Raw genomic sequence first — 15183 nt, 5'->3', positions numbered from 1 at the left:
TTAACTTTATTAAGAATTCGAGAACTCAATGTATATCATTTTAGGTTATCTTTGGCAGTACATCACGAATCCTAAAGCAATTATTGCTTTGTCTTTATTCGTGGCACTGATTTCTTCATATTCGTCCATTCCACGCCATATTTTTTGGGCATTGGCAGCAACATATGCACTGGGCTTAATTGTCTACGGCATTTATTGGCTCATTCAAAGAAAACGCCATGCGGAACAAGGTGAGGAACTTGCCAATGCAATTGAGCAAGATAGTCAAGCTGAATATGGTCAAAACAAAGATAAAGCTGAGTTACAGTTAATCCAGCAGCAGATGAAAGAATCGATTCAACTGATTCGTAAATCTAAATTGGGGGATAAAAAAGGCAATGCAGCCTTATACGAATTGCCGTGGTATATGGTGATTGGTAATCCTGCGGCAGGCAAAAGTTCTGCAATTTATAATTCTGGTTTGAAATTCCCCTTTGAAGAAACCCATCAAAAGATGGTTTCAGCGGGATTAAGTGGCACACGTAACTGTGATTGGTTCTTTTCTACAGAAGGGATTTTACTAGATACTGCAGGTCGTTATTCGGTCTATTCAGAAGATCATTCTGAATGGTTGGGCTTTTTAAATATTCTAAAGAAAAACCGCTCGAAAGCCCCTGTCAATGGCTTGGTGCTGATTGTCAGCATTGCCGAATTGATCAGCCAGAGCCCTGAGAATTCAATAAAATTAGCCAAAAATCTGCGTGCTCGAATTCAAGACTTAACTGAAAAACTTGAGGTCGTGGTTCCGGTTTATTTGGTCTTTTCTAAAATGGACTTGATTGCAGGTTTTACTGAGTTTTTTGATTGCTATGAGTCGCAAGAATATAATCAGGCGTGGGGTGCAACCTTACCTTATGAGCAGAACTCGTCTCAGAATGCAGTGGAATTATTTGAAAAACATTACAGCATTCTTTATGACGGTTTAAAGAGTGTCAGTACCACGCATTTAAGTCGTCGCCATTCGCATAATATTTCTCCGAGTGTTATGACTTTCCCTCTGGAATTTAAAACACTCAAACCAGCCTTAAAAAGTTTTGTTGGTACTTTATTTGAAGATAATCCATACCAGTTCCAACCTATTTTCCGTGGTTTCTATTTTACCAGTGCTTTGCAAGAGGGTGTAATTGAAAGCCCGATGACAGAAAACATTGCCCAAGAATTTCAACTCCAGCAAATCCAAGGCAATGGACAAGAAGGCACTGCACAATCGATTGCACCCAATCATGGTTATTTCCTCCAAGGTCTATTCTCCAATGTAATTTTGCGAGATAAGGACCTTGTGAAACAACATATCAATCCTGCGAAAAAGCGTCAGCGTTATATCGCTTTTATTGCCGCTTTGGTGGGCGTTTCTTTGGTACTCGGTGTATGGGTTTGGTCATATCGTAACAACCAACAATTGATTGCGGATGTTCAGGCTGACTTAGATAAAGTCGTACACTTGGAAAAATCTTCAGGTCAACAATTATCAACTCAACTTGAGGCGTTGTTGATTTTACAAGAACGTTTACAGCAGCTGGATGAGTTTGATGAAAACCGTCCGTTAAAATTCAGTTTTGGTCTATACCAAGGCAATCAATTACGTGAAAGCTTAAAAGCGGAATACCTCAAAGGCATTAAACAGATTGTCTTGACCCCAACACAACAAAATATTGCGCAATATCTACAACGCGTCAAAAATAATGAAGCGACTTTAAAAGCCAATCATGTCAATGTCGAAATTAAGCAAGTTGCCAAGACTCAGCAATATTTAGAACCGTCAGATGCGAACCCGCAAGATGCTTATAACGCACTGAAAGCCTACTTGATGATGAGTAATCATGAATATATGGATACCAGTCATTTAAGTGATCAAGTTTCACGTTTCTGGCGTTCTTGGTTAGATGCCAATCGTGGACAAATGCCGCGTGGTGAAATGATTCAGGATGCAGAGAAGATTCTTTCTTATGCCATGACTTTGGCGAATCAAGAAGGCTTCCCTGTATTAGAAACTGATGCACAAGTGGTTGATCAAACCCGCCAAGTTTTACTGTCTGTCATTCGTGGTATGCCTGCGCGTGATCGTGTCTATAACGAGATTAAGATGCGTGCCGCAGTACGCTTCCCTGCGGTCACAGTTGGACAAATTGTGGGTGAACAAAACCGCAGTATTGTTCTTGGTAGTTATGCTTTACCGGGTGTGTTTACACAAAAAGCTTGGGATGAGTATGTAGAGAAAGCGATTGAAGAAGCAGCGAATAAACCAACAGACAGTAAAGATTGGGTACTGAATAGTCGTCAATCTGATGACCTTACTTTCTCAGGTAGCCCTGAACAAATCCGTAAGCAGTTGGTGGCGCTGTATAAGCAAGAATATGTAGCGGAATGGAAAAAGTTCCTGAATGGTATTTATTATGCCAAAGCGGATCAGTTTGCTCAGCAAGTAAAAAGTATTGATGTTTTGGGCGAGCCGCAAAACTCACCGATTCGTACTTTATTACAACGCATTGCGATCGAAACCAACTGGGACAATCCAATTGTACAGGCTGAACTTGCAGTACCTGAAAAAGGCTTTGTGGCGTGGTTTAAACGTAAAGTCTTAAATAACTCAGGTGACAAAGCAGCAGCTCAGGCTGTGAATAAAGCACAAGGTGCAATTTCACAAGAATATCAAATGTTCTATCAGTTGGTGCGTAAGCGTGATGATTTACAAGATAAGTCATTATTCGATGAGTACATGAACAACCTTGCACAAGTGCGTAGTAAGTTCAATGATCTCAAAACTGCGGGTGAGATTGGCCCAAGTGCAATGGCCTTGGTGAAACAAACCATTAATGATCAAACATCTGTGTTTAACCTTACACAGAAATATGTTGATGAAAAAATGATGGTGGGTCTCAAGGATACAGATCAACAAGTATTACAAAAACTGTTGATGACACCATTAACTCAATCTTTTGCAAGCTTGATTGTACCAACCCAAGATGAGTTGAATAAGTTGTGGGGAATTCAAGCGTATCAACCATTTAAAACCAATTTAAGTCAAAAATATCCATTCAATTCGAGTGTGACTTTACAGGCAACCAGTAGTGAAATTGGTCAAATCTTTGGTGAGACGGGTAGCATTGCACGTTTTGTAAAAGAAGCTTTAGATCCATTTGTGATCCGCCGTGGTTATGTCTTGACTTCGAAGACGTGGAAAGACTTAGGTATTAGTTTAAATCCACAATTTGTGATGGCATTCCAGCAATATGTAGCACCTATTAATGGGATGGCGACAGGCAGTCTAGATCAGCCTGCGGCTGCACCTGTATCTAATCAATCGAACTTCCAGTTCTACCCATTACCGAATCCACAATACTTGTCATATACCATTGATATTGATGGTCAACGTATGGTGTTTGAAAACGGCATTCAGCAATGGGTGAACTTCGTATGGCCGAACCAAGGGGCAATTCCGGGTGCGCGTATTACCGCAGTGGACTTGGAAGGTAAAACTCATACGATTTTTGAAGAGCCAGGTGAGTATGGTATCAACCGTTTGATCGATGCAGCACAACGCAAAGAACAAAATGGTAGCTTTGAAATGACTTGGACCAGTAAAACTGAGCCATCGTTAAACTTAAAAGTGAATTTCCGACTGATTAGTGGCAATAGCTCAGGCAGTATTGGCTCGAGCCGTGGTTATGCGGGCTTACAGTTGGTGGATAAAGTTGTTACAGAAAAGGCGGTACGCGTGGTTTCTGCACAAGCAACGCCAGCGGGTGCTGCACCACAAGCACAACCAGCTGCGCCTGCACAGGCAGGGGTAGCGCCGTAATGTTAGGGATAATCACGGAACAGCAAGAGAGGCTTGGATGCAGCAAGTAAAAACCACACCTTTATATTATGGCAAGACACCCGCACGTGGTGACTTTCTAAAATCCAAAGGGCAGTATGCATTGATTCAGGTACTTGATCAGTGGATTACAGAAGCGCTTGAGCATGCTATGCATGCACCAGATTTTAAGCAACCTTATGAATCTTTACCTGCATTGGATTTCTTTATTGCCAATCCAGCTGAGCCGATGTTTTTGGCAGCAAACTTGATTGCCAGTCAAGACAGCTCTGGTCGAGCATTTCCAATGGTGCTCAGTCAATTACTTGAAGTGGAGCAGCCCTATCAAAATTTGTTATTAGCGCCGTATTACTACAAGTCGGTTTTGGTTGATTTATTCCAACGTAATCGGGTACTTCGTAGTATTCGAGATACCAATATCATGTTGGAGAAGTTGAATAACCTGCCGAATGTGGTGCAACTATTCACTGCAACAGAATGTAATGGTTTCTATGAAAACCATACCATGCACTCATTTGCACAATTGATGAAAATCAATGTCTATGAACTGGCGCAGAGCATGATTGGGCTTGGATTGTTATTACAACCCATCTTAAAAAATGGCACCAGCCGTTTAAATAAAGTGTTGATCCTACCCATCAATAATCACATGTATTGCTATGAAATAGCGGCTTTCTGGGTTGGTATGATCGGGCGATTCTTAGGGATTAACAATACTGAAATTCTGATTGGTATTTTACATCGTGATGAGCCAATTCTATTCATCGGTTTTCAAGGTGCCGATATCATGGCACTCAGCGATATCTTTACTCAAAACATGCAGAGTGAGCATTGGGTATCATTGATTCAAGCGCAATGGATTGATGCTTATCTTGAGCAAAATGCAGGCCTTGCGACATTAGAACAATCACTTTGTCAGCGTCAGTTAAGCCTCAATCAAGGTTTAAAACTGTTTAGACAAACTTTTTTAGATGAATGAATATGAAAAATAATCCGAAATCTATATGGGCGAGTTTATTGTTTGGCTTAATTGTTTTAGGTCAGAGCAATATTACAAATGCTGTGCCAATTGTTGTGGAAGGTGTTGTTCCAAATGATTCGAGTAAGCAGGCAATCTTGGCTAAGATGCAGTCTGTCTATGGTGTAGATCAAGTGGTCGATAAAATTCAGGTTCGTCCAGTTTCAGCCCCGAATGGCTGGAGTGATTCTGTGACTCGTGTCATTACCCCAGATTTGAAAAAGATTTCACAAGGTCAGTTGAGAGTAAAAGGTACTCAGGTGGACTTGACGGGTAAAATGATTGATCCAAGTCAAATTCAACCTACAACTAGTAGTTTTCAATCATTAGTTCAGCAACCTTATCGCTTTAATGCTCAGCTTTCGGTTAATCAGGCTGAGCAAAAAATCATTGATGATGCACTAAAAAATCGAATCATTGAATTTGAATCAGGTAGTGCCATTCTGACTGCGGCAGGACAAAAGATTTTGGATGAAATGGCGGTGGCTTTAAATAAAGTTGGTGGCAAGAAAGTCAAAATTATTGGGCATACCGATAGTTCAGGTGATGCCAATAAAAACACTGTGTTAAGTCAGCAACGTGCTGCAGCGGTACAAAATTACTTAGTCAGTAAAAGTATTACGGCTGATCGCTTAAGTACCGAAGGTAAAGGCTCCAGTCAACCTGTTGCAGACAATGCAACTGCAGATGGACGTAAGAAAAATCGTCGAATTGAGTTTGAAGTGCTTTAATGATTTAGGCGCTTTTAGTGGAGAGTTAGGATTATGGCAACACCTTATATTGTGATTGGTTGTCCTACAACAGGTGGTGGGCAGGTGATTACTGGAAACAGTAGCTTTCTCATTGAAGGAATTCCGATTGCCTGTGTGGGAGATAAGGCAACGTGCCCTAAGCATCAAACGGTTGCTACCATTTTTGCTGGCGATCCAAATATGCAGGTGATGGGTAAAGCTGCGGCAAGAGTGAATGATGCATTGTCGTGTGGTTGCAAGCTGTTGCCAAAGCAGAATTTAGCGGTAAGGGGCTAAAACATGGATGTTATGGCACAACTTTTGCTAAAACAAAAATAGGATAGTTTTTTTCGCTATTATTTAGAAATAGACAAAGGCGTCTATTCAGCATCATTCGGTTGATGTTTGGATAGGCGTTTTTTTTTATTTCAGAAGGAAAATTGCTGTTTATCGTTATATTTTTCGGTAAATAACGATTGATTGAGAGAAAAGTTGATCTTGATTAAGCTAAGTTTTGCTCATATCACAAAGTATGCAGTGCTGCACTAAAGTGGTTTGAGATTAATTTTTTGCACCAAATGATGATCTTGATTCCTATCGTTAGATCATTGAGCTTTAAAAAACAGATCACTATGAAGAAGAACAAGGCTAGCGAATTTTTGTTTTTAGTGTATCTTTATTAAGCAATATGTTCGCAAGAATATATCGAATTCTGAGGATGAGGTCGTTCCATTAGTGATGATACAAAAATACCGATATGCATTGGCTATATGCTTTGGCTTATTTAGCTATACACAAGCATTTGCGGTAGATAAAGTTACTGTATATGCAGCTGCGAGTCTAACCAATGCCATCAATGAATTGGATGCGATCTATGATCAGAAAAATAAAGTTCAAATCAAAACATCATATGCAGGTTCATCAACTTTAGCTAAACAAATTGAAGCAGGTGCGCCAGCTGATATTTTTATATCAGCAGATGTTCAATGGATGGATTATTTGCAGAATAAACAGTTGGTATCTACAAATGATCGCGTGAATTTATTGGGTAACCGTTTGGTTGTGGTTGCTCCCAAAGCTCGCCCAATCAAATTAAAAATAGATAAAAGTTTTGATTTCACTAGGGTTGCTCAAGGTAAATGGTGTACAGGTGATACTAAGAGCGTACCTGTTGGAAAATATGCAAAGCAGGCTTTGGCCTCGATCGGTTGGTGGGATAAGGTTTCAACTCGTTTAGTGGAAACAGAAGATGTACGAGCTGCTTTAAACTTTGTGGCACGTGGTGAATGTCAGTTGGGGATTGTTTACGCTACTGATGCAGCGATCAGCAGAAATATCGTCATCGTTGGAACATTTCCAGAAAATACCTATCAACCTATTATTTATCCAATAGGTTTAGTAAACAAGAATACAGAGTCAATGAAATTCTATAAATTTTTACAAAGCAGTCAGGCAACAAAAGTATTTAAAAAATATGGTTTTAGCGTACTTAAGTAATTAAATGATGATTCTGACTCCCGAGGAACTTGAAGTATTGCTACTGTCATCTAAAGTGGCAGCAACATGTCTGATTGTGAGTTTAATTCCAGCAATTTTGATTGCTTGGATTTTAGCTAGGAAAGAGTTCTGGGGTAAATCACTATTTGAAACACTGGTTTTCTTACCTTTAGTGTTACCACCAGTTGTACCTGGTTATTTGTTACTTCAAATTTTTGGCAATCGAGGCATCCTAGGGCAATATCTAGCGCCACTAGGATTGGAGTTTGCGTTTAATTGGAAAGGGGCGGTATTGGCATCTGCGGTAATGGGCTTTCCTTTGCTTGTACAATCAATTCGATTGGCGATTGAACTAGTGGATCAGCGTTTAGAAATGGCTGCAAAAACTTTAGGGGCTTCTGCATTCGGCACGTTTATGCAGGTAACTTTGCCACTTGCTAGCAGCGGAATTTTGGTGGGAAGTATTTTATGTTTTTGCCGCAGTTTAGGGGAGTTTGGCGCAACCATTACCTTCGTTGGGAATATTGCCAGTGAAACACGGACTTTGCCTTTAGCCATGTATAGTTTGATGCAGCAACCTGATACTGAAGCAGCAGTTTGGCGTTTAATTATCTTATCGTTATCCGTAGCTTTCTTTGCACTATGGTTTGCGCAATGGTTCAATCGTTATCAGAAAAATAAACGTGGTCGTTAAGCATGATTGATTGTCATATCCAACTTACCCAAGGACAATTTTCTCTAGACCAACGCTTTCAATCTGATCAGTCTGTGATTGGTTTATTTGGAGCTTCAGGTTCAGGAAAAACCACGATTTTGCATAGTATTGCTGGGTTGATTAAACCCCAATCAGGTTGGATTAAAATACAGAATCAAACATGGTTTGATCGGGCACAGAAAATTAACCTGAGTACGCAACAACGACGGATTGGTTTGGTATTTCAGGATGCACAGTTATTTCCTCATAAAAATGTAATGCAGAATCTACTGTTTGGCTTCAAACATATTCGCCCAGCGCAACGTCAGTTTGAACTCGACTATATTGTTGAATTGCTTAAATTGGAGCATTTAACTGAAAGGATGCCGATTAAGCTCTCAGGAGGGGAAAAACAACGTGTTGCTCTTGGGCGTGCCTTGCTGTACTCACCAGAATTATTATTATTAGATGAACCACTTTCTGCGCTTGATTCCGCACACAAAAAAGAGATTATTCCTTTCTTTCAAAAAATCAAAGCAGAGCTCAAAATTCCAATGCTGTATGTGAGTCATGATAAATCTGAAATCGAACAACTCACTCACGAGATTTGGTATCTATAAATAACGTTGTAATAAAGCAAGAAACTTTTGTATTTCTTCTTCATTAATATGTTCAGCATCCTTTAGTACGTGTTCTTTTAAGTGTTGTTCAATTAATTGATTCATTAAACCATTTACAGCACCTTTAACCGCGGCGACTTGCTGTAAAACTTCGATACATGAACTTTCTGGATCGGTTAATGATTTTTCAACCGCGGTAATTTGTCCTTGAATACGCTTCACTCGATTAAGAATTTTTTTGTCATGGTGTAGATGAGACATACATTTTTCCTGAAAAAATATATACTGAGGGGGAGTATATTTTAAAGTTAAAGCAAATGCAGCATACTAACCTAGAAAGACGCCATTCTCATCAATTTGATCAGGGAAATCCGTTAGCCCAGAAAAAGATTTTGATCGCCACAATTTTGACCGCTGTGATGATGATCTTAGAAATCTTAGGGGGATGGATTTTTAATTCGATGGCATTACTGGCTGATGGTTGGCATATGAGTTCCCACATGCTAGCACTAGGTTTGGCTTACTTTGCTTATCGAATGGCTCGACAGTATGCAAGTGACTCCCGATTTAGTTTTGGAACATGGAAAATAGAAATTTTAGCAGGCTATAGCAGTGCTATTTTATTGATGGTCGTTGCGCTACTGATGGGGATTCAGTCGATTGAACGATTATTTAATCCCGTTACGATTCATTTCAATGAAGCGATTCCAATCGCGGTTGTAGGTTTAGTTATAAACCTAGTTTGTGCATGGTTATTACATGATGGTGGACATGAGCATCACCATCATCATTCACATGATCACCATCACCATCACCATCATCACCATGATTTAAATCAAAAAGCCGCATTTTTGCATGTAGTGGCAGATGCGGTGACTTCAGTGCTCGCAATTATTGCTTTATTTGCTGCAAAATATTTTAGCTGGAATTTTCTAGATGCCTTGCTTGGGATTATTGGTGCATTACTGGTTGCCAAATGGTCTTGGGGGTTAATTCAAGAAACAGGTAAAACCTTATTAGATGCTGAAATGGGACACCCCGTGGTACAAGAAATAAAGGATGTAATTGCCCAACTTCCACAGGTAGAAATCACAGATCTACATGTATGGAAAGTTGGGAAAGGCAAATTCTCTTGTATTTTAGGATTAGAAACATCGATAGCTGATTTGACTCCTGATCAAGTCAAACGTGAGCTATCCATACATGAAGAAATTGTGCATGCCTCAGTTGAAATTCATCATATTTAATATTTCTGAGACTGAAGCTAGAGTCGAATAACTCAACTCTAGCTCAATAGTTTAAACAAAGAGATATAGGATCAAACCACAAAGTGCTGAAGCAAAGATCACGTAAAGAACATTAATCTGAAATTTAAAGAGAGCGATCATTGCTACAACGGTAATGATTGCCGCTTCGTAGTTAAATGCATGATCAAAACCATTTGGCCATAGCACGTGATAGCTAAAGAATAGAGCAAGATTAAGAATGACACCTACAACAGCAGCGGTGATCGCAGTGAGTGGTGCGGTAAACTTAAGCTCGTTATGTGTAGATTCAATCAGTGGTGCGCCAGCGAAAATAAAAACGAAGGAAAAGAGAAAGGTAAACCAAGTAACAATTACTGCACCCACGGCACCTGCAAGAAACAGATGCTCAGTTCCGAGTAAAGCTTGATTAAAACCACCCAAGAAGCCCACAAATGCGACAACCATAATTAAAGGACCAGGTGTACTTTCTCCGAGAGCCAATCCATCAATCATTTGAGTTGGGTTTAACCATCCGTAATAATTCACTGCACCTTGGTAGACATAAGGCAACACAGCATATGCTCCGCCAAAGGTAAGCAAGGCTGCTTTAGTAAAGAACCATGCCATCTGAGTATAAGCGTGTTGCCAGCCTAGGCTGAAAGTCAACAGTAAGATCGGAATACACCATAAAAATGCTGCGATAAGTACAATTTTAGCGAGATTCGCCCAGCGAAAAATAGCATGGGCAGGTGGTGGTGTATTGTCATCAATCAGTGCTGCACCATAATTTTTTTGATTACTTTGATGAGATGCTTGCTGACTAAATAAATGTGGCTGCTTTTTACTGAGTAAATATCCAAGTATTGCGGCACTGAATACAATCAATGGAAATGGGATATTAAAGAAAAATATTGCGATAAATGCAGCAGCTGCAATGAGCCATAAGAATTTATTCTTCAGTGAACGACTACCTATACGATAAGTTGCATGAAAGACAATTGCCGTGACTGCTGGTTTAATTCCATAAAATAAACCTGCGATAATTGGGACATCTCCAAACTGCACATAAATCCATGACAAGGCAATCAGGATAAACAACGAAGGCAGCACAAATAGAATGCCTGCCACTAAACCACCTAAAGTACGGTGCATTAACCAGCCGATGTAGATGGCAAGTTGCTGAGCTTCAGGTCCAGGCAATAACATACAATAGTTGAGTGCATGTAAAAATCGTTTTTCAGAGATCCAGCGCTTTTGTTCAACTAGCTCCTGATGCATCACTGCAATTTGACCTGCGGGTCCACCAAAACTAATAAATCCAAGTTTTAGCCAAAATAAAAAGGCTTGCCAAAAAGGAACGTGGTCAGGTGCTGTGGTTGCATCAGATTGCTGCATAATCATTCTCAAATAGAGCGTTTATTTTTGGAATATCGCGAGTTTATGGCACATCATACGAAGGTGATGATTCTAGATGAATCCAATTCATTTCTTTATATATTTTATTGCTTTGATAATTCAAATTGATGACTTTTCATAAGTTTATTTCACGTCTAAAGATCAAAGAATCTAGCTTATATATCTTTAAATTGCATAAACAACGCATTTTTTCTTATTTTTAATCATAAAGTGTGACGCATACCATAAGCCTATATTATTGAAAGATCATCTAATTATGGGCATCAAGAACACCAAGCCATTGATTGTAACAGCGATCGTCCTTGTGGCGATTGTTGCTTTTATTATCTATCAAAATCAAAAAGATGCTGCACCATCTCAGTCTAAAAATAACAAAGCTGTTGTGATAGCTTATCAAACAGGTGTTGATCCGACCAAGGTTGCACAGGCAAATGGAGAATATGAGCGTGATACTAATCAAGCAATTCAATGGCGTAAATTTGATGCTGGTTCAGATGTAGTTAATGCATTGGCTTCGGGGGATGTTGTGATCGGCAATATCGGTTCTAGCCCTCTAGCTGCTGCTGCAAGTCGTGATTTACCGATTGAAGTCTTTCTGGTGACGGCTAAATTAGGTGGTTCAGAGGCATTGGTGGTGAGCAACAAATCAGGCATTAAAAATCCGCAAGATTTGATTGGCAAAACTATTGCCGTACCATTCGTTTCAACCACACATTACAGCTTATTGTCAGCACTCAAGCATTGGAATATTGCGGATAACCAAGTCAAGATTATTAACTTACGTCCACCAGAAATCACAGCCGCTTGGGAGCGTGGTGATATTGATGCGACATATGTTTGGGAACCTGCCTTAAGCAAAGTCAAAGCGACTGGTCATGTCTTAACAGACTCGAAACAAGTCGGCGAATGGGGCGCGCCAACCTATGATTTATGGGTGGTTCGTAAAGATTTTGCTGAGAAAAATCCTGAGTTTTTAAAAGCCTTCGTGAGAACCAGCTTAAAGCAGATTGAAAGCTATAACCAAGATCCTAAAGCATTTGAGCAAAATGCAGACAATATTCAGAAAATCGCCCAATTGACAGGTTCTGATGCCAAAGATATTCCATTGCTTCTTTCAGGAAATATCTACCTTGATCGTCAGCAGCAACAAGCCACTTTATCAGGTGAATTTGCAAAGAATATTTTCGATACAGCCACTTTCTTAAAAAACCAGGGCAAGGTGGATCAAGTAAAACCTCACTATCAAGCCAATGTCACCACTCAATTCTTATAACCATAGGAGATCGAAATGAGCGTATTAGCTGCTGAGCATCTTCATTTAACTTTTCCAAACCAGACCGTGCCTGTATTGCAAGATATTAATCTCAAAATTGAAGAGGGCACTTTGACGGTAATTTTGGGTGAGTCTGGTTGTGGAAAAACCACATTACTGAATATTTTGGCTGGTTTTCAAAAACCAAGTTCAGGACAGATCAAACTTGATGATGAAGTATTAACGACACCTGATGCTCGCCGTGCAGTGGTGTTCCAAGATCATGCACTATTACCATGGTTAAATGTCTCTGAAAATATCGGTTTTGCTTTACAACTTAAGGGTTTAAAAGAACAACATATTCATCAGCAAGTAGAATCCATCCTGAAGATAGTAGGTTTGAGCCATGTTGCACAAGCCAATATTTGGGAACTGTCAGGTGGTATGAAACAGCGCGTTGGTATTGCACGTGCCCTGATCAGTCATGCAGCCTTTATTTTATTAGATGAACCTTTTGCTGCGCTTGATGCCTTTACCCGTGAAACCATGCAGCAGTTGGTGTTGGATTTATGGATACAACAAAATAAATCTTTTTTCCTCATTACCCATGACATTGAAGAAGCGTTATTGCTCAGCAATCAACTGGTATTGATGACAGCTCGTCCAGGAAAGATTGTTGAAACTTTAAAACTAGACTTTGCAGAGCGCTATAAGCAAGGCGAATCGATTCGAACAATTAAATCCGATCCAAAATTTATTCAATTACGTGAGCAACTGTTCGAACGCCTACGTGTACAGATACAAGCAGGGCATGAGGTGGCTGTATGACGGGACAAGCAAAAAATACAGCCTATGAGCTAAGTAACACCGTAGAGTTTACAGAAATTGACCCGAAACAATCAGCTTCAAGACGAAATGCTGTAGCTGATTTTCTCGCTCGTCATCGTAGTTTGGTGCTTAGTTTATCGAGCGTTATCAGTGTGCTGGTGATCTGGTATTTGATCACTGCTTTAAAAATTGTTCCAAGTTTGTTTTTGCCAAGCCCACAAGCGGTATGGCAAAAGTTTCTTGAAATCAGTCAACAAGGCTTTATGAAAGCGACTTTGTGGCAACATTTAGCCGCTAGTATTTCTCGTGTCTTATTGGCTTTGGTCGCCGCGATTGCGATTGGTGTGCCTTTAGGTTTATGGATGGGCTTGAACAAATGGGTGCGCGCGGTACTTGATCCTTTGGTTGAGCTGTTACGTCCGATACCCCCTCTAGCCTATTTGCCATTATTGGTGATCTGGTTCGGGATTGGAGAAACCACTAAAGTACTTTTGATTTTCTTTTCAATCCTTGCACCAGTCATTATCAGTAGCACGCATGGCGTAATCAGTCATCAGCTCAATCGTGAGCGTGCTGCCTTATCTTTAGGTGCAAGCCAATCGCAAGTGTTTTGGCATGTGATTCTGCCGACAGCCTTACCGCATATCTTAACGGGTATCCGTATTGGTTTAGGTGTGGGCTGGTCGACGCTAGTGGCTTCGGAATTAGTTGCAGCCGATCGTGGTATTGGTTTTATGGTGCAGTCAGCAGCTCAATTCTTGATTACCGATACTGTGGTTCTCGGCATTATTGTTATTGCGATCGTTGCAGTGAGTTTTGAGTTGTTTTTGCGTTGGTTACAGAAGCAATTATCTCCTTGGTATGGCCAACAGTTATAAGTGCAAATTGTAGAGAATAGAGCGTTAGAAATGACTTTAAACATTGAAATCATTAAATCAACCATTGGTGCCATTATTCACGATGTTGATTTAAATATGGTTGATGAAAATACAACACAACAGATTCAACAGGCTTTGCTAGATCATCATGTGATTTTCTTTCGTAATCAACAATTGGCACCACAAGCACAAGCTGAACTTGCTAGTGGTTTTGGTTCTTTACATATTCACCCTATTTTCCCAACAGTAGAAAATGTGCCTGAAATTATCGTACTGGACAGCTGGAAACAAGACTTACGTGATAATGAGCTTTGGCACACCGATGTGACTTTCAGTCAGAAACCGCCGTTGGGCTGTGTATTACAAGCCATCAAGATTCCACCTGTCGGTGGTGACACACTTTGGTCGAGTGGCGCAGCGGCTTTTGCTGCCTTGGATCAAGGTTTACAGCAAAAGTTAAAAGGGTTAACCGCAACGCATGATATTCGTCAGTCTTTCCCGATTGAACGTTTTGCGCATAATGATGTTGAGCGTAAAAAACTGGAAGAAACGTTTAAGCGTAATCCACCTGTTGTTCATCCTGTGGTGAGAACGCATCCTGTAACTGGTCAGCCGATTTTGTTCGTGAGTGAAGGTTTTACTACGCGTATTAATGAGCTTCATGAAACTGAAAGCGCTGAATTGCTACAGTATTTATTTGCGCATGCCACCAATGAACAGTTTCATTTGCGTTGGCAGTGGCAGGCAGGTGATGTGGCGATTTGGGATAATCGTTGTACACAGCATAAGGCTTTATTTGATTATGGTAATGCGCATCGGATTATGCACCGTGCCACGATTAATGGTGATGTACCGTTTTATCAAGCGGCAAGTTAAGGCTTTATTTAGCTTAGAAAGCTTGGGTAAATCCTGAGGTTTTTGATTATTGGGGCTGAGATTATTTCCAGTATTTGATACTCGGTAATCTCATCCACAACCTGCGTGGTTTTTATAAAGTTTAGTTTCTGCGAAAGATTTAAAAAGATTACAAGAAGTGGACAGGTTTTGTGGATGAGGATGCTTTTGGTTACTTTGGGCGAAACCAAAGTAACCCCAGCTGAAGGCTTATCCTTAAATTGAATGAGAGCACGGCACGATTCCGTTAAC

The 15183-nt window shown here is 40.2% G+C and carries 14 protein-coding genes; 12 read left to right on the top strand and 2 right to left on the bottom strand.

What is annotated here, in order from left to right:
- Positions 1–28: 28 nt before the first annotated feature.
- The 7 genes from tssM to NGC85_RS12090 all read left to right on the top strand — a co-directional run bounded on the left by tssM (position 29) and on the right by NGC85_RS12090 (position 8416).
- Positions 29–3838 (top strand): type VI secretion system membrane subunit TssM, encoded by a 3810-nt coding sequence (gene tssM / locus NGC85_RS12120; protein ID WP_254731506.1) that lies wholly within the window; start codon positions 29–31, stop codon positions 3836–3838.
- Between the two features lie 37 nt (positions 3839–3875).
- Positions 3876–4835: a type VI secretion system-associated protein TagF gene (tagF, locus tag NGC85_RS12115; protein WP_254731504.1), complete on the top strand. Its 960-nt coding sequence runs from the start codon at positions 3876–3878 to the stop codon at positions 4833–4835.
- Positions 4832–5605 carry an OmpA family protein gene (locus tag NGC85_RS12110; protein WP_188003249.1) on the top strand — a complete coding sequence of 258 codons (774 nt, stop codon included), beginning with the start codon at positions 4832–4834 and terminating at the stop codon, positions 5603–5605. The genes tagF and NGC85_RS12110 overlap by 4 nt, the downstream gene beginning before the upstream one ends.
- Positions 5606–5638: 33 nt before the next feature.
- Positions 5639–5902, top strand: a complete 264-nt coding sequence (locus NGC85_RS12105; protein ID WP_254731502.1) for a PAAR domain-containing protein — start codon at positions 5639–5641, stop codon at positions 5900–5902.
- A gap of 441 nt (positions 5903–6343) precedes the next feature.
- Positions 6344–7102: a molybdate ABC transporter substrate-binding protein gene (gene modA / locus NGC85_RS12100; protein WP_254805599.1), complete on the top strand. Its 759-nt coding sequence runs from the start codon at positions 6344–6346 to the stop codon at positions 7100–7102.
- Between the two features lie 4 nt (positions 7103–7106).
- Complete coding sequence (gene modB, locus NGC85_RS12095; RefSeq protein WP_125297608.1) at positions 7107–7796, top strand: molybdate ABC transporter permease subunit; 690 nt, start codon at positions 7107–7109, stop codon at positions 7794–7796.
- A gap of 2 nt (positions 7797–7798) precedes the next feature.
- On the top strand, positions 7799–8416 hold the full coding sequence (locus tag NGC85_RS12090) for an ATP-binding cassette domain-containing protein (protein ID WP_254731500.1): 618 nt from the start codon (positions 7799–7801) through the stop codon (positions 8414–8416).
- Here NGC85_RS12090 and NGC85_RS12085 read toward each other — a convergent pair.
- On the bottom strand, positions 8411–8677 hold the full coding sequence (locus tag NGC85_RS12085) for a metal/formaldehyde-sensitive transcriptional repressor (RefSeq protein ID WP_004952847.1): 267 nt from the start codon (positions 8675–8677) through the stop codon (positions 8411–8413). The genes NGC85_RS12090 and NGC85_RS12085 overlap by 6 nt on opposite strands.
- 56 nt (positions 8678–8733) lie before the next feature.
- Between NGC85_RS12085 and dmeF the strand changes: the two genes are divergently transcribed.
- The gene (gene dmeF / locus NGC85_RS12080; RefSeq protein WP_254731498.1) at positions 8734–9663 is read left to right on the top strand and encodes a CDF family Co(II)/Ni(II) efflux transporter DmeF; all 930 of its coding nucleotides are present in this window, start codon (positions 8734–8736) and stop codon (positions 9661–9663) included.
- 51 nt (positions 9664–9714) lie between these two features.
- Here the strand turns inward: dmeF and chrA are convergent, their stop codons facing one another.
- A complete protein-coding gene (chrA, locus tag NGC85_RS12075; protein ID WP_004952853.1) occupies positions 9715–11058 on the bottom strand; it encodes a chromate efflux transporter in 1344 nt (447 codons plus the stop codon).
- A gap of 259 nt (positions 11059–11317) precedes the next feature.
- On the opposite strand from chrA, the gene tauA reads away from it, so the two are divergent.
- The 4 genes from tauA to tauD are packed head-to-tail and all read left to right on the top strand — an operon-like array spanning position 11318 to position 14913.
- A complete protein-coding gene (gene tauA / locus NGC85_RS12070; RefSeq protein ID WP_254731496.1) occupies positions 11318–12352 on the top strand; it encodes a taurine ABC transporter substrate-binding protein in 1035 nt (344 codons plus the stop codon).
- A 15-nt stretch (positions 12353–12367) separates the two neighbouring features.
- Complete coding sequence (locus NGC85_RS12065) at positions 12368–13159, top strand: taurine ABC transporter ATP-binding protein (RefSeq protein ID WP_254731494.1); 792 nt, start codon at positions 12368–12370, stop codon at positions 13157–13159.
- The gene (gene tauC / locus NGC85_RS12060; RefSeq protein WP_254731492.1) at positions 13156–14037 is read left to right on the top strand and encodes a taurine ABC transporter permease TauC; all 882 of its coding nucleotides are present in this window, start codon (positions 13156–13158) and stop codon (positions 14035–14037) included. Before NGC85_RS12065 ends, tauC begins: the two co-directional genes overlap by 4 nt.
- Before the next feature lie 30 nt (positions 14038–14067).
- Positions 14068–14913, top strand: a complete 846-nt coding sequence (gene tauD / locus NGC85_RS12055; protein ID WP_005057322.1) for a taurine dioxygenase — start codon at positions 14068–14070, stop codon at positions 14911–14913.
- Positions 14914–15183: the final 270 nt, after the last annotated feature.

This window comes from Acinetobacter sp. Z1, assembly GCF_024296945.1.
Lineage (GTDB): Bacteria > Pseudomonadota > Gammaproteobacteria > Pseudomonadales > Moraxellaceae > Acinetobacter > Acinetobacter beijerinckii.
This window is presented reverse-complemented; position numbering and strand designations above follow the sequence as displayed.

Bases quoted from the DNA above. Each gene is read 5' to 3' on its own strand.
- NGC85_RS12065 (WP_254731494.1), top strand. From the start codon at position 12,368: ATGAGCGTATTAGCTGCTGAGCATCTTCATTTAACTTTTCCAAACCAG.
- NGC85_RS12110 (WP_188003249.1), top strand. From the start codon at position 4,832: ATGAATATGAAAAATAATCCGAAATCTATATGGGCGAGTTTATTGTTT.
- modB (WP_125297608.1), top strand. From the start codon at position 7,107: ATGATGATTCTGACTCCCGAGGAACTTGAAGTATTGCTACTGTCATCT.
- tssM (WP_254731506.1), top strand. From the start codon at position 29: ATGTATATCATTTTAGGTTATCTTTGGCAGTACATCACGAATCCTAAA.
- tauD (WP_005057322.1), top strand. From the start codon at position 14,068: ATGACTTTAAACATTGAAATCATTAAATCAACCATTGGTGCCATTATT.
- NGC85_RS12085 (WP_004952847.1), bottom strand. From the start codon at position 8,677: ATGTCTCATCTACACCATGACAAAAAAATTCTTAATCGAGTGAAGCGT.
- NGC85_RS12090 (WP_254731500.1), top strand. From the start codon at position 7,799: ATGATTGATTGTCATATCCAACTTACCCAAGGACAATTTTCTCTAGAC.
- modA (WP_254805599.1), top strand. From the start codon at position 6,344: ATGATACAAAAATACCGATATGCATTGGCTATATGCTTTGGCTTATTT.
- tagF (WP_254731504.1), top strand. From the start codon at position 3,876: ATGCAGCAAGTAAAAACCACACCTTTATATTATGGCAAGACACCCGCA.
- chrA (WP_004952853.1), bottom strand. From the start codon at position 11,058: ATGCAGCAATCTGATGCAACCACAGCACCTGACCACGTTCCTTTTTGG.
- tauC (WP_254731492.1), top strand. From the start codon at position 13,156: ATGACGGGACAAGCAAAAAATACAGCCTATGAGCTAAGTAACACCGTA.
- NGC85_RS12105 (WP_254731502.1), top strand. From the start codon at position 5,639: ATGGCAACACCTTATATTGTGATTGGTTGTCCTACAACAGGTGGTGGG.
- dmeF (WP_254731498.1), top strand. From the start codon at position 8,734: ATGCAGCATACTAACCTAGAAAGACGCCATTCTCATCAATTTGATCAG.